This window comes from Gemmatimonadaceae bacterium, from assembly GCA_035606695.1.
Lineage (GTDB): Bacteria > Gemmatimonadota > Gemmatimonadetes > Gemmatimonadales > Gemmatimonadaceae > JAQBQB01.
The window spans coordinates 20474-38642 of record DATNEW010000031.1 but is presented as its reverse complement, the minus strand read 5'-3'; the positions used below and the strand labels follow the sequence as shown (position 1 = coordinate 38642).

Genomic DNA, 18169 nt, shown 5'->3' with positions numbered 1-18169 from the left:
CGACCCTGAGCGCAGCGAAGGGGAGTCGAGGGACCCCCGTCCCGGCGGAGGAGCTATGTGCAGCGCTCCGCTGAGAAGGGGATCCTTCGACGCCGGCGCTGCGCGCCTTCGCTCAGGATGACACTTAGTCTGCCGGCGGCCGTTGCTGCTGCTGCGATGGCGGCGGCGCGGACAGCGGCAATCGGATGCGCTCCGGCACCTTCGCCCACTGCTCGGGCGTCAATGTATTCTGCGCATCCTTCACCGACTGCTGCAGCGCCTTGAGAATGAAGATGTTCGCCGGCTGAATCTTCGGCGCGAGCGCGCCCAGGTCGGGATGGTCGCCCGCATCGACCAGCAGCTGCGCGATCACGGTGATGATCGAGTCGGCCTGCTGCGAGAACTTCGTCGAGATCGCGTTGAGCTTCACCCGTTGATCGCGCGTGAGGTTGAGCTTGAGCGAGTCCGCCTGCTCGACCAGTGACTTGACCGGTGTCGGCAGCCCCTTCGAGATGCGCTCCTTCACTTCGGCGAGCGTCGCCTTGCCGCCATTGGCGCCGCCGGTCACGGCTTTGAGCTGCACCTTCACCGGGTCGCTGCCCACCTTCACCTGGCCGCGCAGGCCAAGCTGGAACGGCACGAGGAACGCGCTGCCCGCGCCCGTCGGCGAGCCGAAGTGACCGTTCACCTTGTAAAGGTACTGGCGCGACTGCTGGTCGAAGCCGGCAATCGACAGCAGCGTGCGATCCGGGAACACCGGCTGTCCCCAACCGTGCAGGTTGTCGCCGTGCAGCACGCGGTCGACGCCGGCCAGCGTGTTCGTGGCGACGAGCGACACCGTCAGCCGATCGTCGAACACACGCGCGCGCGGCTGCCAGTTCACCTGGAAGTCGAGCTGCGGCGTCCACGGCGTCGTGCACGAGTTGCGCGACGCGATTCGCCCTTCCTGCGATCGAATGCAATCCGCCGCGCGATCGTCCGTCGTCGCGATCAGCTTGTCAATGTCGGAGGAGAGCGACGATCCCGCGCCCGGCACGAACGCGCGATCGTTGCGCTGTCCGTCGCCATTCACGTCGCCGTTGACCGACGGCGTGTAGCGCGCGCCGCTCAACAAGCGGCCGATCACCGTGAAGTCGATCCCATGCGAGAACGGAATGAGCGAGGTCGCGATCACCTGATGCCGCCGTTCGAGATCGCTCGTGCCCCACTCGATCGTGTTCGGGTTGCCGGCGGTATTCGGCACATAGGAGCCGAGCGCGAAGCCGTCCGACTGATCGAGGACACGATTCCATGTATACGCAAACGTGATCAGGCCCGAGTGCACGCCGGGAATCGTCACGCTCGTCGTTACCTGGCCGGTTCGCGACTTGAGGCCCGAGCCAAGCGAGATGACGGGACCGAACGCGCTGTGCGGACGCACGAGCGGACTGGCCGTGCCGGTGCCGGGCACGATCGCGTTCGCCTGGGCAAACACCGGACGACCGCCTTCGCCCGCCAACACGAAACTCGGCGCGGGCAGGTTGATGTCTTCGCCGAACGGCGAGTTGATGCCGTACGCGAACAGACCGTCCATGCCGATGCTCGAGAACGTGCCGATGCGCTTCGTGAATCCGAGCGACGCACGCCAGACGTCCGGCGCGCCGAAACTCTTGTCGAGCAGAATCACGTTCGGCTGAACCGATCCGAACGTCGACGAACCGGAGCCGGCGCACGTGTCGGGAATCGTTCCCGCATCGGCCAGATAGGCCGACCAGTTCGGCACCGGCACCGCCGAGCCGACACAGAGCAGCTGCGTCTGCGAGCCGACGACGCCCGTCCCGTTGCGCGCCGCCGCCACGAGCGGCGAGGGAATCGTCCCGCGGAATTCGCCGATGCCGCCGCGAATCGAACCAGCCGGCAAGCCGGCGTCATTCCAGATCAGATAGGTAAAGCCGAAGCGCGGTGTGATCGCGAAGTCGGTCGGCCAATCGCTCGTCGAGCGGCCGAACGCCTGCGACACCGCCGGATTGTCCGCCGGCGCATTCGGCAACCGCGTCGCCTCGGCGCGCACGCCATACACAAACTGTAAAGTCGCCGAGTGGCGGTACGCGTCGCCGAGGTAGAGAGCGCCGTTGTTGCTGCCCGCCGATTGATCGGCGCCGGACAACGTGCGCGCGAACAGCGCGGGATGCCCCGCGTCGAAATCGGCGAGCGAATTGTAGATGAACGTGCCGAAGCGATTGTTGATCGCGCCGATGGTCGACCGCGACACGTTCAGCAATCCACCGAGTTTCAGGCGGTGGTCGCCGACCAGCCACGAGAGCTCGTCGGACGCTTCGACGAGGCGGTTGGTCGTCGAGCGCGGCAACGCCGGGCTGCCGCCGAACTGCAGCGTCGTGACGCCCGCCGTCGTGTTCGAGGTCTCCGCGCCCGACGCCACCGTCACCACACCCGCCGGCCCGGCGAGAAACGCCGCCGCCGATTGATGATCCTGTGATGCGTAAATTCGCCCTTCATTGATGAAATTGCCGAGGCTCGAGGTCAGCGTCGCCATGGCGCCGCCACCGTCGGACGACGTGCTGCCGCCGGTCTGCGGCAACGCCAGCGGCGAGATGCGCGTCGCATCCTGACCGAGATGGCGATAGTCGCCGCGGAGCATCAGCGAGTGCGACTCGTTGATGTCCCAGTCGACGCGCGCGAGGCTGCTCAGCGTCGTGGAGAGACGCGTCGTCGGAGCACTGCCAAGATTGCCGAGGCCATTGCGCGCGACGATCTGACGGAACCGCGACACCGAGTCGACATTCGCGCCGAGGTTGGCGAGCGCGCCCGAGCTGGCGTCGAGCAGCGACGCGACCGCATCGGATTTGCGATCGTACTGGAGCGAACCGAAGTAGAAGACGTCGTGATCGCCGACCGGACCGCCGACGCCGAAGCTGCCGGTGGTTTGCGTGTATTTCTGGCCGAACGTCGGCGACGTCGATGTCGGGAATTGCAGCGACGGCTGCTGCAGGTTCACCGTCGTCGTGCCCTGGAACAACGACGTGCCGCTCTTCGTGGTGGTGGTGATCTGGCCGCCGGTGAACTGGCCGCGGCTCACGTCGTAGACGTTCGTGATGACGCGCACCGCGCGCACCGCATCCTGCGGGAGCGAGCCAAAGAGGAACGAGCTGCCGTCCACCGTCACGTTGTTCTGCGCCGGCGGCTGGCCGGCGACAGAGAATGACGCCGGGGTGGAATCGGTCGCCGAGGTGGGGACGACGCCTGGCGCGAGCGCGGCGATGGCGGCAAGGTCGCCGGCGAGCACCGGCATTCGCTGAATCAATTCCGGCGGAAGACCGAATCCGGTGGCGCCTGCGCCCGACGCCGGCGGAGCGCCTGGTCGATTCGCGTTTGCACGCACCTGCACCGCGGCGAGCTGCTGCACGGTCTTCGCCAACTTCACCTCGGCGACCAGCCGGTCTTCGTCAGCCTGCCGGGTGAGCGTTACGGTGGCCGGCGCGAGTCCGATGTACGTGATGCGCACCGTGTACGACGCGCCTCCGTCGCGGAACAGCATGGAGAACCGGCCGTCGGAATGCGTGGTGGTGTGCTTGATGACCCCCGTCTCGATCGACGTGATGTCGATGCGCGCCCCGTTGATCGGCTGGCTGTCCGGCCCGACCACGTGACCGGTGATGATCTGTGTGGTGGTGCCGATCTGTGCGGCGGCCGGCGAGACGGCGGCGGCGGCGAGGAGCAGGAGGGCCGCGGCGGACAGATGCGACAACCGGCGCGAGAACGGGCGCGACAACAGGCGCGACACTCCGGTGAGCTCGCGAAGCAGGATACGTTTCATCATATGATGTAGGTACACCATGTAGCGCACAGTGGGCTCGGGTCGGTAGACGGGGCGGTTGAACGAGTCGTACGGCGGGAGTTGGGATCGCTCGTCTGCGGAGCCTACGCGCAATCACAGCGAGAAGTGTCAACAATCCCCACAAGACGACTCAGACGGGAATAGCTTCACATCGCTGCACGAAGATCTGGATTTCGTTTGGTACGGTCGTTCTATTGAATCTCACCTAAACCCAGACCCACCATGGCCTTCGCCGATACCATCGTCCCCGAGTTCGACCAGGAGATGCGCACCACCCGGTCCCTGTTGGAACGCGTTCCGCTCGACAAGAGCGATTGGAAGCCTCACACGAAGTCGACGGCGATGGGGGCGCTGGCGTTCCATCTCGCCAATCTGGCCGGATTCGGCGAGATGATCGTGAAACAGGAAGGCCGCGACTTCGGCGCCGCCGCACAGACCAGCACGCGCGCCAATGCCGCCACCGAACGTACGCGCGAAGAGCTGCTGGCGTTGTTCGATGAGAACGTCGCGAAGTCGCGCGCCGCATTACAGTCACTTCAGGACAAGGATCTGGGCACGACCTGGACGCTCAGCAACGGCGGTAACGTCATCTTCGCGATGCCGCGCGCGGCGGTGATACGGACGCTGCTGATGAATCACATCATTCATCATCGCGGACAGTTGAGCGTGTATCTCCGGCTCAACGACGTGCCGCTGCCGTCGATCTACGGCCCCACGGCCGATACCTGATCCGTCCAACCGCGCGTTGACACGCATTCCATCGTGACGTTTCCGCCCGGTCCGCCACCCTCCGACGGCGATCACCCCTCGCTGGAGGAGCGCGTCGCACGACTCGAGGAAACGCTCGCGATGGTCGCGGCGGAACTGGCGGCGCTGCGCGGGACGGGCGCGCCCTCACGAAGTACGGCTGCCCGGCCGCTTATTCCGCCACCTCCGCCGTTCACCGCCGCGCCCGCGACGCGCCGCTTTCGATCCGATGATGTCGAGAGTCTGCTCGGCCGGTACGGCATGCTCGTCATCGCGGTGCTCGCGGCCGTGGCGGCGGTCGGAACGTTCCTCAGCTGGGCGATAGCGCACAGGTATCTGCAGCTCGGTCCAACCGCGCGCTTGGTGCTCGGTCTCGTCGTTGCCGCGGCGATTGGCGGCTGGGGTTTTCGATTGCGCCGCCGCGAGCGGTCGTTCGGCTCGACGCTGCTCGGACTGTCGCTCGCGATCGTGCACGTGTGCGCGTATGGCGCCGGGCCGGGGCTGCACATCGTTCCGTCGGCTGCGGCGTTCGTTGGCGCGGCCGTGGTGTCGTGGATGCTCGCGTATTTCGCGCATACCGAAAACGATGAGCCGCTCTGGTGCGCGGCATTCGCCGGCGCCGCGATCGCGCCGTTCGTAACGTCCGACGGCGTGGCGAACGAATACGCGCTCTTGGGCTACGGCATTCTCGTGCTCATTCCCGGCTGCTTCGCGATCGGGAAGCGCGACTGGGCGATCGGCTGGCGCGCCGTGTATGCCGTGAGCGCGCTGTACGCGATCGCCGCGGCGACCGTCGCCGAACGTTCGGGAATGCCGGAGTTCGTGACGGCATTCTCGTTCCCGTTCGTGGTCGCGACCTTCGGTGTCGCGATCGTTGCACCGGCGACGCGCGTGCGAGGCGTGCTGCGCTGGATGGCGCTGCTCGCGCTCATCGCGAGTCTTGGCAACGGACCGGCCACCGCATCGGAGACGCTCGCCGGGGTCATCATCGGTGGACTCGCGATGTGGCTGTTGCTGCTCGACTATCACGCCGACGCTCCGCAGTCGACAGTGATTCGCCGCACGCGAAACGATCCGGTCGTTCTCGATTGGTTCGACGCCGCGGTGTTGCCGTTCGCGTTCGCGATTCGCGCCGCGGACGCGGTCATGTTCGAGCATGGGTTGTGGCCCGCGTTCGCCGCGGCGACCGTGCTCGCGCTGATCTTCACGTGGCGCCGGCGCGTCGGCTCGTTGCGCGATGCGTCGGCGTTCGCGACGAGCGCAACGGCAATCATGGCCGTCCTCGTCGCGCCCATCGAAAAACCACTCGGCCGAATCGCCGCATGCGTCGCGCTGTCGTTGTTGCTTCTCGCATTGCACAAGCCGCGGCCGAGTCGCACGTGGGTGGTCGTCGGCGGCGTATTCCTCATCGGAACGGCGCTTCGCACCGTCGTGCTGCTCATGTTTCGGCGGCCGTACCAGTTCACGCCGTTCACCACCGAGCCGTCGACCTGCGCGCTCGCCGTGTTGATCGGATTCATCGCGATCTCACGCTTCTGGCCATTGCTGCGAACGGCGACGCGCGAGTCGCTCGCCGGCCGCGCTGAGTGGACCTACGCCGCCGAGCTGCGGCTGCTGCTGCGAGCGGTCACGACCGCGCCGTGGTTGTGGGCATTCGTCTGGGCGCTGATCGAGCTCGCGATGGCGTACAGTCCAAGCACCGCCGCGCTGCTGCTGGTCGTCTACTTCGCCGCGACCGCGGTGGCGAGCGTCGCGATCGGCCGAGCGCGGCATCGCGCGCGATTGCGCCAGACCGGACTCGGTCTGGCGCTCGCCGCGGCGGCGACGGCGTGCTACGGCGCGAGCACGTACTTCGATTTCGGCGCGCGCATCGCCGCGTACCTCGTCACCAGCGTGTTCCTGCTCGGCATCGCGTACTGGTATCGACGCCCCGGGGGAACGACGGCCGCCGCTACTTGAAGCGCATCCCGTTCGGCGCGACAGTGCCCGAGCGAGGAATTGGTGCGACAGGCGGCCTGTGCGGTTTCTCGGGCTTTTGCGCTCTCGCGGCCGGCCGTTGCTCCGACGCGGCAGCGCCTCGCTTCATCGTGAGCGCAATGCGACTCCGCTCGAGATCCACCGACATCACGCGCACCTTCACCTTCTGTCCGACGCTCACCACGGCGTTCGGATCGCTCACGTAACGATCCGCGAGCTGCGACACGTGCACGAGACCGTCCTGATGCACGCCGACGTCGACGAACGCGCCGAACGCCACGATGTTCGTGACGACGCCCTCGAGCTCCATTCCCTCGACGAGATGCTTCGGCTCCGTCACGTCGGCGCGGAACGCCGGCGGCTCGAACGCCTCGCGCGGATCGCGTCCCGGCTTGCGCAGCTCCGTGAGAATATCCTGAAGCGTGGGAAGTCCGACTTCGCTCGAGACGTAACGCTCGAGCTTCACGCGTCCAAGCTGCGGCTCGTTGCCGATCAACTCCGCCAGCGGCGTACCGACGTCCGCGGCGATCGCCTCGACGAGCGGGTACCGCTCGGGATGCACCGCCGACGCGTCGAGCGGATGCGCGCCGCCACGCACGCGGAGAAATCCGGCGGCCTGCTCGAACGCCTTCGCGCCCAACCGAGGCACTTTCGCGAGATCGCGACGCGAGGTGAATCCGCCGCGCTCGTCGCGCGCCTTCACGATGTTCGCGGCGAGTGACGGACCGACGCCCGCCACGTACGACAACAGCGCGACCGACGCGGTGTTCACTTCGACCCCGACGCGATTTACACAACTCTCAACGACTTCGTCCAACCGCGCCTTGAGCCGCGGCTGCGACACGTCGTGCTGATACTGCCCGACGCCGATCGACTTGGGATCGATCTTCACCAATTCCGCGAGCGGATCCTGCAGCCGCCGCGCGATCGACACCGCGCCGCGCAGCGACACGTCGAGATCGGGCAGCTCGTCGCGCGCCAGCTCGGACGCCGAGTAGACGGAGGCGCCCGATTCGTTGACGACGACCACCTGCGGGCGCGACAACCGCCGCTCGGCGAGAATGTCGCGCACGAGTGTCTCCGTCTCCCGCGACGCCGTGCCGTTGCCGATCGAAATCAGATCGGGGTCGAACCGCGCGACGTAGGCCAACAGCGATTGGGTGAATCGATCGGGCTGATGGAGAAAGAATGTATCCGTCGCCGCGACCGCGCCGGTCTTCGACGCCACCGCGACCTTGACGCCCGTGCGGAATCCCGGATCGAGGCCGATCACGACGCGCTCGCCCGCCGGCGGTGCGAGCAGCAACTGCTCGAGATTCCGTCCGAAGATCGCGATCGCCTCTTCGTCGGCGCGCGTTTTGAGCTCGAGCCGCAAATCGACTTCGACCGCGGGCGCGATCAGCCGCTTGTACGCATCCTGCGCGACGAGCCGCATTTGATCCGCCGCGGCATGCCGCGCGCAACGCTGCTGCTCGATGTCCGCGACAATGCGCTCGGCAGGCGCATCAACGGACCAGAGGAGAAAGCCCTCCGCCTCGCCGCGCCGAATGGCGAGCACGCGATGCGACGGCAGGTCCTCGAGCGGTTGAGAGAACTCGTAATAATCCTGGAATTTGGAAACTTCGTTCGCTTTGGCCGTGGTCACGCGCGCGCGAACGACGCCTTCGGCACGCGTCACGTCGCGCACACGGCCGCGGAGGCTCGCATCGTCCGCGATGCGCTCGGCGAGAATGTCGCGTGCACCGGCGAGCGCGTGTTCGACGTCAGGGACTTCGCTTGCCGCGTCGACGAATTCGCGAGCGCGCTCGGTCAACGCGTCGACTGTGAGCTCGCCCGTCCACACGAGCTCCGCGAGCGGTTCGAGTCCGCGTTCGCGCGCGATCGTCGCACGCGTGCGCCGCTTGGGCTTGTATGGAAGATATAAATCCTCGAGCGCTTGCTTCGTGGCGGCCGCTTCGATGCGCGCCTTCAGCGCGTCGTCGAGCTTGCCCTGGTCCGCGATGCTGTCGAGAATGGCGGTCCGGCGTTCGCCGAGCTCGCGAAGGTACTGCGCGCGATCTCGGACGTCGCGCAATTGGATTTCGTCGAGTCCGCCTGTGGCTTCCTTCCGATAGCGGGCGATGAAGGGGAGCGTGTTGCCTTCGTCGAACAACGCGAGCGCGCCGGCGACCTGGGGCTGGGCGAGCGACAGCTCGCGGGCGATCGTGGAAACGACTTCGTGCAGCGACATCGACTGGAGTGGGGAGACGGTCAATTCCTCTTAGCGAGTCACGAAGATAGTTGATTGTGGGGGCGTTCGCCTTAATGTGTGTCTCATGCATATGCGCACACCCACCCTGCTCTTCTCGCTGGCCGCCGTTGCTCTGACGGCAGCGTGCCACAAGGACAGCACCGGCGAGCTCCCCACCACGCCGTCAACGCCGTCGACCCCCGGCAGCTCGACGTCCTCGAGCGGATTGACGATCACGGCCGACACCGGCTTGATCGGCGACACCGTTCTCGTGACGTCGGTGCTGCAGGTGAAGGTGCACGTGACTCAGAACAACACACCCGTTTCCGGCACCGCGGTGACGTGGACGGTCTCGTCCGGCGGCGGGTCGGTGTCGGCGCCGTCGAGCACCACGGACGCTTCGGGAGCCGCGGTGGTGACGTGGACCATTGGCGACACCGCGCGCACGAACGCGTTGTCCGCTGGTATCACGGGTGCGACGGTCGCCGTCACCGTCACGGCGATCGGCGGCAAGCCGACGCAGCTCCTCAAAGTCACCGCGGATTCCAGCGCTGTCGTTTCCGGCGCCGCGCTGCTGCTCGTCGCGCGCGCGACCGACAAGTTCGGCAATGCCGCACCCGGCGTGGCGGTGACGTGGAGCGCGAGCGGCGGAACGCTGAGCACCCCGACCTCGACGACCGGATTGAGCGGCAACGCGTCGGTCAACTTCGTCACGCCGGCGAAAGCCGGTACGTCGACGGTGACCGCGAGTGTCGCCGGTCTCGGGAGCGTCACGTTCAAGGTGGTGGGACTCTAGGCGATGCTGTCATCCTGAGCATAGCGAAGGACCCCTTTCACCGAGGAGAGCTCTCCTCGAAAGAAAGGGGTCCTTCGTCGCTACGCTTTTCAGGATGACAATCGTTTCTCATACTGCCTCGCTCGAGAACCACAGCGACGCGTATTTGAGAAACACCGAAAACGCGCTCGCGACCGAAACGACGAACCCCGCCACACCGTCGCGCCACCCGCTGAACAGCACATAATCGCGCACGAAGCGCCAGATCGGCCGCGCGATGATATCGCGGACATGCGCGTGCCGTCCATGCGCGCGCATGTCCTCGGCGCTCCATTTGGCGTATTGCGCGATCTTCACGATCTGGTGCGCGAGATCATCGTACGGCCAGTGCAGCAGCGCGCCATCGAGCGCCGCGACGGGCGCGGAGGACTGAATCCGCTCGTGGACGCGCGCCGCGTTGAAGCGCGCGTCGCGCGAGAAGACGCGCACCTTCCAGTCGCGGCCCCACGGCCCGTGCCGCAGCTCGCGCCCCAGATGCCAGTTGCGCGAGCGCACCTTGTACGCGCGGCCGATCGGCGACTGATCCGCGCACACGCGTGCCAGCGATGCACGCAGCTCCTCGGTCACCACTTCGTCGGAATCGAGCGCGAGAATCCACGCGTTGCGCGCCGCCGCAATCCCTGCGTTCCGCTGCATGCCGATCGTCGTTCGGCCGATCGACATCACCTGTGCGCCATGCGCGCGGGCGACGCCCAGGGTGTCGTCGCTCGATCCGGCGTCGACGACGATGATCTCGTCGGCGAATGAGACGGATTGGAGTGCCGCCGCCAGACGCGGCGCCGCGTTGAGGGTCGGAACGACGACCGTCAACGCGACGCGAGGTGTCGCGAGCGGCGCGCTCGACAAGTCGGGCGCGTCGAAATCCGAGAGATGGAATGCCGGGTTTGCCATGGTGCCCCTGCTTTGGTACGAAGCAGACACCAAATGCGCTGCAAGCCCCGATGATCTATCGGAACCCGCCCCGGCTCAGCACTGCCCGTTCACCTGTTGTTCGACCGCGGCGAGCCAGCGCGCCAGTTTATCACTATCCTCACGGGCAGCCAGCCGATCGAAGATGCGAATCGCCTCGGACGCGTCCGCGCGGGCGGCGGCGCGGTCATGCAGCCAGCAGTTGAGCTCGGCCCTTGCCCGTAGCAGCTCCGCCTCGGCCAGCGCCGCGGAATGCTCGCGCGCGAGCGTCAGACCGTCGTCGAGTGCGCGGCGCGCGCCATCGAGATCGCCGAGCGCCGTGCGCGCGGCTCCGACCACCCGCAGCGCGTTCGCCTGCTGGTGCGGGTCGGATCGCGACGCGAACTCGCGCGCGACCAGCAGCGCCGTCGCCTCGGCCAGGCGTGCGTCGCCGCGCAGAAGACTCAACTCCGCGCGGCCGATGCGCGCCAGCGAGAGAATGTGCGGATTCTCCGCCTCCATCGCGAACTCGATCGCGCGCCGCTCGTACTCGTCGGCACGCTCGAGCAGCCCGATGTGGCGAAACGTGATCGCCATGTTGTGATAGGCCGACGCGAGTCCGCGCGGTTGGCCCAGGCGCTGATACGCCGCGATGGCAAGCGAGTACATGGCGATGGCCTGCTCGCGTTCTCCGCGCACATTGGCGATGGCGCCAAGGTTGTTGGTAGCGCGCGCGACGAGGAGGTCGTCGTTGTCGCTGCGCCCGAGCTCCAGCGCGCGATTGAACGCGACTTCCGCATCGCCAAGCTCGCCCGTTTCAAAACTGGCTGCACCGAGCAAATTGACCGCTTGCCGGAGCGCGGCACGATCGCCGCGCCGCTCGATGGACGGAAGGCTGCCGCTCAACAGCTCACGGGCTTCGCGCGAACGCCCCGAGCGAATCAGTTCGTCCGCGCGGCCGTTCGTGTACGCCGGCGCACTCTCCATCGACGGCACGACCGTCACCGCGCGCCTCGCGCGCCGATGGCGGGATGCGCCGCGACGAGCTTGAGTCCCGCGCTTTCCTCAGCGGATTCCGCCTCGTCGTCCGGCGGAATGTCGGTGTCGCCGTGATCGAGCAATCGTTGAAAGCGCGTGCGCGAAATGGCGAGCCGCCGCGCGGCTTCGCTCTTGTTGCCGCCGCAGAGCTCGAGCATCTCGCGCACCACGGCGACGATGACAGTGTTGAGCGGCGCGGGAAATGGAATGCCGTTCTCTTCGCGCACCTCGGTGACGGCATCCGCCTCGACGTCCGCGGGACTGAGCTGGCGGCCGTCGCACAGCAGCACCGCGCGCTCGATGCAATTCCGCAGCTCGCGCACGTTGCCCGGCCAGCGGCGCTGCCGCAGCACCCGCTCGGCGGCCGACGACAGCTGCGGCGCCGGCACGTTGTACTCTGCCGCGAACGTCTTCAGAAAGTGCCGCGCCAGCGGCACGATGTCCTCGACGCGCGCACGCAGAGGGGGCAGTTCGAGCGGCACCACGTTCAATCGATAGAAGAGATCTTCGCGAAACTCTCCGCGCTTCACCGCGGCCGACAGGTTGACGTGCGTCGCCGCAATTACTTTGACGTCAATATGAATTGATTTCGTCGCGCCGACACGGCGAATCTGCCGCTCCTGCAACACGCGCAGCAATTTGCCCTGGAGCGTCGCGGGCAGATGGCCAATCTCGTCGAGAAACAGCGTACCGCCGTTCGCGAGCTCGAACAGGCCGGGCTTGGTGGCCGACGCGTCGGTGAACGCGCCTTTCTCGTGGCCGAACAACTCGCTTTCGAGCAGATGCTCGGGGATCGCCGCGCAGTTGATGTCGACGAACGGTGCTTCGCGCCGAGGCCCGTTGTAGTGCAGCGCGCGCGCGAGCAGTTCCTTTCCTGTGCCCGTCTCACCCGTGATGAGCACCGTGACGTTCGGGTGCGGAATGATGCGCGCCGCACGATCGAGCGCCGACACCAGCGACTGGCTCTCACCCAGAATTCCGTCGAAGCGGTACTTGCTCCGCTGATTCTCGGCGAACTCGGTGCGGCGGTGCCGCGTGTGCAACCGCTCGCACTGGTCGTGCAGCCACGAGCGCAGCAGGTCGAGATCGTCCGCGAGCGAGAAGAAGTCTGACGCGCCGCCGCGAATCGCCGCGACGGCGATCCGTCGATCGCGTTCCGCCCCGACCGCCGCGATCGCCATGTCGCACGGCGCGAGATCGCGAAAGATCTGTTCGAAGCGATGTTCCTCGCCGCCGCCGGCCACGACGCCGACCGCGTCGCGCGCCGTGTCGAAGCGCTCGACCGACGCGGTGACCTCGAGCTCGAGCTCGCACTCGCGCGCGAGGGTTGGCCACAGCGCGGAGAACGAATCGCTCAGCTTGAGGACCAGCAGAGTCGGCACGCGAAACCTCAGAACTCGATGGAGTAGCCCGAGAAGCCGTAGATGATGCCTTCGACTTCGCCGGTTTCCGGGAAGAGCGTGCTCGGAATACGGAACCACTGTGAATCGGGCGATTCGCGGCAGATCATGTGCAAGTTGGCCGCGAGCGCGAGATCGACGGCATTGACGGTGCCGTCCTGATTCAGGTCGGGATCATCATCGGCGAAGCTGATGCGCAGCGTCGCTGGATTCTTGGTGGAGAACCGCAGGCCCGACGGCTGAAAGTCGATGATGCCGTGCACCGAATCGACCAGCGTCATCGTGATCGTGACGGACTGTCCGTCGAGGATCGGCGTGCCGTCGGGCCGATACGCGAGCGCCTTCGCCGGCACCTTGAACGCGGCGAACACTGTCGAGTCGTGTCCGTGGCCGGACGCCCGCGCGCGGAAGTACATCTTCACCACGGTGTCCCGCCCCTTGGTCGCCGTGAACGTGATCACGGGATTGGCGATGGACGGCGCGGTGGAGGCGATGTTCAGAAAGTTGGGATCGTCCTCACCCGCGATGTCGCGGTGCGCGGCACTCGGGACACCGAACCCCGAACGCGGTTGTGAAGCGCTGGGAGCGGTGGCGTCGTTGGCACAGGCGGCAAGACCCGTCAGCACCGACGCGGCCGCGGCTAGAGCAAGCAGTAGCCGACGCGAGGAATTCATCGAAGTGGCTCCAAAGCAATACATTGAGAGAGGCGGGGACCATCGTGCGCGTTCGCCCATGAACTCGGGCTGCACGGGGCCGGTTCCCGGTGCAGCGAATCGAGCCGCATCATTATGAGACTGTACGCGAATCCCCGACCGGGAACTTTGGCCGGGAACTTTTTCCGACAACCGCGTCGCGTTCGTACCTTGTAACTCCCTCTCATCCGTGCCCCAGACCATGCCGCCGCTTCGCGCCATTCTCTTTCTCGCTTTCGCCGTGTCTTTCTCGACCGCTCCCGCCGACGCCGCCGCTCAATCGACCGATCCCAACATGGCCCGCGCGCTCAGCGTGCTTCGCCGCGCGCCCGTCATGGACGGCCACAACGACCTCCCCTGGCGCATTCGCGAGGACAGCGTGCATCCCGGAGACGTCGAGGCATATGACATCTCGAAACACACACCTGGCATGACCGACATTCCGCGCCTCAGGCAAGGACATGTCGGCGCGCAATTCTGGTCGATCTACATTCCCGGCGAGCCGACCGATCGCGCGTACCGGCGCAACGGCGACGTCGCGAGCACGCCCGGCTACGCGCGCGTGCAGCTCGAGCAGATCGACATCGCCCGCGCCGTGATCGCGAACCATCCCGAGCTGCAGTGGGCGCTCACCGCCGACGCCGTGCGCGCCAACTTCAAGCGAGGCACGATCGGCTCGCTGCTCGGACTCGAGGGCGGACACGCGATCGAGAATTCCCTCGCCCTCCTGCGCCAGTACTACGCGCTCGGCGCCCGCTACATGACGCTCACGCACAACGTCACGCTCGACTGGGCGGACGCGGCGCTCGACGCACCGAAGCACGGCGGGCTCACACCCTTCGGACGCGAAGTCGTGCGCGAGATGAACCGGCTCGGCATGCTGGTCGATCTGTCGCACGTGTCGCCAGGGACGATGAGTGCCGCGCTCGACGTGTCCGAGGCGCCGGTGATCTTCTCACACTCCGGCGCCCGCGCGCTGGTCGATCATCCGCGCAACGTCCCCGACTCGATTCTCGCGCGCCTCCCGAAGAACGGCGGCGTCGTGATGGTACCGTTCGTCACCGAGTTCGTGTCCGCGGCGGTGAAGGCCGACGCCGATGCACTGGCGGCCGTGTCCGCGGCGGCGGGCAAGCGTTATCCGAATGACGCCGCGGCGGCGAAGCGCGAGGTGGATGCATGGCGCGCGTCGCATCCGCGCCCGCAAGCGACCGTTGCGCAGGTCGCCGACATGATCGACCACGTGCGCAAGGTCGCCGGCGTCGATCACGTCGGCATCGGCAGCGACTTCGACGGCATCACCGACAACGTCGTCGGGCTCGAGGATGTCTCGAAGTATCCGACGCTGTTCGCGGAGCTTGCGCGCCGCGGCTGGAGCGACGCGGATCTCGCCAAGCTCTCGAGCGGGAACATCCTGCGCGTGCTCCAGCAGGCGGAACAAGTGTCGGCGCGGTTGAAGAAGACGAGGAAGCCGTCGATCGCGACGATCGAGGAGTTGGATCGAGGGGTGAAGCCGAAGGCGTGATCCCGTCCTCCTCGCGAGGCTGACTACGACGCGATCTTCCCCGCAAACTCCACCAACCGGCGCGCCTGCGCGCGAATCGCCTCCTTCTGATCGTCCGTGATCGAGCCCGCGTTCACACTCACACCGTACGGATTGCCGCCCGACTTGTAGTAGATCGGATCCGTATATCCCGGCGCCACGATGATCGCACCCCAGTGCATCATCGTCGTGTACAATCCAAGAATCGTCGATTCCTGGCCGCCGTGCGTATTCTGCGCGCTCGTCATCGCCGACACCGCCTTGTTGGCCAGCTTGCCCTGCGCCCAGATCGGGCCGAGCGTGTCGATGAACGCGCGCAGCTGACTCGCTGAGACACCATATCGCGTCGGAGCGCTGAACAGATACGCGTTCGCCCACTCCATGTCGGCGTAGGTCGGCTCGGGAAGATGCGCGCTCTTTTCCGCCTGGGCCCGCCATGCATCCTGACCCTTCACCACTTCGTCGGGCGCCGTCTCCTTCACTTTGAGCAAACGCACTTCCGCACCCGCCGCCCGTGCCGCTTCGGCCGCGATCTCCGCCATCTGATGATTGGTGCCGTAAGTGCTGTAAAAGATCACCGCGAGTCGTACGGTTGCCACCGTTGCCATGCTCCTCTCGTGTTGATGTAAGCCGTAGGCGAGCCGGCGCGTTGCAAGAAACATCCCGGCGTGGCGGCGACCTTTGCGGCACGCAGCGAGCATTTACTGTTCGGCATGGCGCACCCAAGCCGGCTGCTCGAAGGGCCAATTCTCAAATCGCTGCTCACGCTCGCCGTGCCGATCGCGCTCGCGAACGTGCTGCAGGCAGCGTATCAACTCATCGATGCGTTTTGGGTCGGACGGCTCGGCGGCACCGCGGTCGCCGCTGTTTCCGTCTCAACGCCGGTGATGTTTCTGACCGTCGGACTCGGCGCCGGCTTCGCGATCGCCGGCTCGACGCTCACCGCACAGTACTTCGGCGCGCGCAATCAGGAGATGGTCGATCACGTCGCCGCGCAGACGCTCGTCACCGTCGTCGTGATCTCCGTGGTCCTCGGCGCCGCCGGCTACATCGCCGCGCCGGGACTGCTGCATCTCATGGGCGTTGCGCCCGACGTGTTCCCCGGCGCGCGCGGATTCATGCGCGTGTCGTTCGTCGGCCTCGTGTTCAACTTCTTCTTCTTCATGTTCCAGTCGATCATGCGCGGCGTCGGCGAAGCCAAGCTGCCCGTGTACATCGTCCTGGGCACGGTCATTCTCAACTTCATTCTCGATCCGCCGTTCATCTTCGGCTGGGGACCGATTCCGGCTTACGGCGTCATGGGCGCCGCGATCGCAACGTTCTGCACGCAGAGTCTGGCGGCGCTCGTTGGACTCGGCGTGTTGCTCGGCGGGCGATACGGCGTGCATCTCGTCTGGCGCGACTTCATCCCCGACATGTCCTACGTCCGCCGCGCATTCACACTCGGCTTTCCCGCCTCGATCGAGCAATCGGCGCGCGCCTTGGGCCTGACCGTCCTGACGTTTCTGATCACCAGCTTCGGCACGCTCACCGTCGCGTCGTACGGCGTCGGCTCGACGATTCTCCAAGTCGTGATGATTCCCGCGATGGGACTCTCGATGGCCGTGTCCGCGCTCGTCGGGCAGAACATCGGCGCCGGCAACATCGATCGCGCGGCGCGCATCGGCCGACTGGGCGCCACGCTTGGCTTCGGCGTGCTCGAGGTCATGGGCGTCATCGCGTTCTTCTTCGCCCCGCGGCTCGTGGCGTTCTTCGTGCCGGGCGATCCAAACGTCATTCGCGAAGGCACCGTCTTTCTTCGCACGATGGCGCTGTCGTGGGGATTCCTCGGCGCGCAGTTTTCGCTCACCGGCGTGTTGCGCGCCTCGGGCAACATGGTCGTGACGATGATCCTCACGCTCGTGTCGCAGTGGGTGCTCCAGTTCCCGCTCGCTTACGTCTTCGCCGAACACACCACCATGGGCGCGCACGGCATCTGGTGGGCGTTTCCGATCTCGAACGTGGTCATCGCCCTGATCACGATGGCGGTTTACGCGCGCGGCGACTGGAAGCGGAAGCGCCTGACCGACCCCGGCGACGATCTCGTTCGCGCCGTGTCGAACGAGATCCTCACCGAGGAAGGAATGCGGAGCGCGTAGTGCGCTCTGCGTTCCTCAGCTACACACACGACGCAGCCGTATTGCCCGACAGATCGATCCGGCACGTCTGCGTTGTACCCGCGATCGTCGACATGAACGTCACGATGCTCGTGCCATTGAACGTGATCACCGAATGCATGGATGTCGGCACGGCGGGCAGCGATCCGATCTTCGTGGCGTCGGCAAGGTCGCTCGTGATCGAACCCGATTGAGGCCAGTTGCTCGTCGTCGCCGACGGCAGCACGACGTTCGACGTGGTGCTCGTGAGATCGATCGTCGTCGACGTCGAGACCGAACCAGACGTCGCGAGCAAATCATGCTCGGTCGACGTGCCATTCAACACGCGCGGACCTGAAATCAGTCCGCTCATTGTGAGATCGCTGTGCTTGTTCACCGTGACGTTGACGCTTCCCGTGGAGGTCACGTCGACCAACCCGGTCACGTCGGTGATCACGCGGACGGCCGCGGCCAGCGTCGCATTCGTCGTGGTGAGCGAGCCGCCGGCTGCGTCGAGCACATAGTACGACGTCGTGAAGGTCAATGAGCCAATCTTGACCGGCGCGCAGTCGAACCGCTGATTGGCCGGCGAGTACGTGCAGGAGGTCGGAAGCGTCGCCGTTGTCGCCACCGTGGGGAGCGCAAACGCGGTCCGCACGCCCGCGAACGTCGATGGATCGCCCGCCGACACCTGCGTCAGCACGGTATTGATGTCCAGCGTCTTGTCGTTCGGCGAGGTGTCGTTCGTCGCGCTGCACGCGGCGGCGAGAACTGCCGAGGCCGCGATCGGAAGAAAGCGAAGCTGTTTCATGGCTTCGTTTCTATTCAAAGGACGTGCGCGCGCGCCGTCGTACCGCCGTCGTACCGCCGAAC

General features: G+C 66.3%; 13 protein-coding genes. 5 read left to right on the top strand and 8 right to left on the bottom strand.

The features are described from left to right. Positions 1-124: 124 nt before the first annotated feature. Positions 125-3796, bottom strand: a complete 3672-nt coding sequence (locus tag VN706_16295; protein ID HXT17199.1) for a carboxypeptidase-like regulatory domain-containing protein — start codon at positions 3794-3796, stop codon at positions 125-127. A 240-nt stretch (positions 3797-4036) separates the two neighbouring features. Between VN706_16295 and VN706_16290 the strand changes: the two genes are divergently transcribed. Then, positions 4037-4543 carry a DinB family protein gene (locus VN706_16290; GenBank protein HXT17198.1) on the top strand — a complete coding sequence of 169 codons (507 nt, stop codon included), beginning with the start codon at positions 4037-4039 and terminating at the stop codon, positions 4541-4543. A gap of 33 nt (positions 4544-4576) precedes the next feature. Then, positions 4577-6520, top strand: a complete 1944-nt coding sequence (locus VN706_16285; GenBank protein ID HXT17197.1) for a DUF2339 domain-containing protein — start codon at positions 4577-4579, stop codon at positions 6518-6520. On the opposite strand, the gene VN706_16280 is transcribed toward VN706_16285, so the two are convergent. After that, complete coding sequence (locus tag VN706_16280) at positions 6513-8792, bottom strand: Tex family protein (protein ID HXT17196.1); 2280 nt, start codon at positions 8790-8792, stop codon at positions 6513-6515. The genes VN706_16285 and VN706_16280 overlap by 8 nt on opposite strands. A gap of 61 nt (positions 8793-8853) precedes the next feature. Here VN706_16280 and VN706_16275 point away from each other — a divergent pair, with 61 nt between their 5' ends. Continuing rightward, positions 8854-9564: an Ig-like domain-containing protein gene (locus VN706_16275; GenBank protein ID HXT17195.1), complete on the top strand. Its 711-nt coding sequence runs from the start codon at positions 8854-8856 to the stop codon at positions 9562-9564. A gap of 108 nt (positions 9565-9672) precedes the next feature. On the opposite strand, the gene VN706_16270 is transcribed toward VN706_16275, so the two are convergent. The 4 genes from VN706_16270 to VN706_16255 all read right to left on the bottom strand — a co-directional run bounded on the left by VN706_16270 (position 9673) and on the right by VN706_16255 (position 13603). After that, positions 9673-10494, bottom strand: coding sequence for a glycosyltransferase family 2 protein (locus tag VN706_16270; protein ID HXT17194.1), 822 nt, complete (start codon positions 10492-10494; stop codon positions 9673-9675). Between the two features lie 75 nt (positions 10495-10569). After that, a complete protein-coding gene (locus VN706_16265) occupies positions 10570-11496 on the bottom strand; it encodes a tetratricopeptide repeat protein (GenBank protein HXT17193.1) in 927 nt (308 codons plus the stop codon). Continuing rightward, positions 11493-12911 carry a sigma-54 dependent transcriptional regulator gene (locus VN706_16260; GenBank protein ID HXT17192.1) on the bottom strand — a complete coding sequence of 473 codons (1419 nt, stop codon included), beginning with the start codon at positions 12909-12911 and terminating at the stop codon, positions 11493-11495. The genes VN706_16265 and VN706_16260 overlap by 4 nt, the downstream gene beginning before the upstream one ends. Positions 12912-12919: 8 nt before the next feature. Further along, positions 12920-13603, bottom strand: a complete 684-nt coding sequence (locus VN706_16255; protein ID HXT17191.1) for a hypothetical protein — start codon at positions 13601-13603, stop codon at positions 12920-12922. Positions 13604-13823: 220 nt separating this feature from the next. On the opposite strand from VN706_16255, the gene VN706_16250 reads away from it, so the two are divergent. Further along, complete coding sequence (locus tag VN706_16250) at positions 13824-15143, top strand: dipeptidase (protein ID HXT17190.1); 1320 nt, start codon at positions 13824-13826, stop codon at positions 15141-15143. A 23-nt stretch (positions 15144-15166) separates the two neighbouring features. Here VN706_16250 and wrbA read toward each other — a convergent pair whose 3' ends face one another. After that, positions 15167-15769, bottom strand: a complete 603-nt coding sequence (gene wrbA, locus VN706_16245; GenBank protein ID HXT17189.1) for an NAD(P)H:quinone oxidoreductase — start codon at positions 15767-15769, stop codon at positions 15167-15169. Positions 15770-15829: 60 nt separating this feature from the next. Between wrbA and VN706_16240 the strand changes: the two genes are divergently transcribed. After that, positions 15830-17299 (top strand): MATE family efflux transporter, encoded by a 1470-nt coding sequence (locus tag VN706_16240; GenBank protein ID HXT17188.1) that lies wholly within the window; start codon positions 15830-15832, stop codon positions 17297-17299. Positions 17300-17318: 19 nt separating this feature from the next. Here VN706_16240 and VN706_16235 read toward each other — a convergent pair whose 3' ends face one another. Continuing rightward, a complete protein-coding gene (locus VN706_16235) occupies positions 17319-18107 on the bottom strand; it encodes a hypothetical protein (GenBank protein HXT17187.1) in 789 nt (262 codons plus the stop codon). Between the last annotated feature and the right edge of the window lie 62 nt (positions 18108-18169).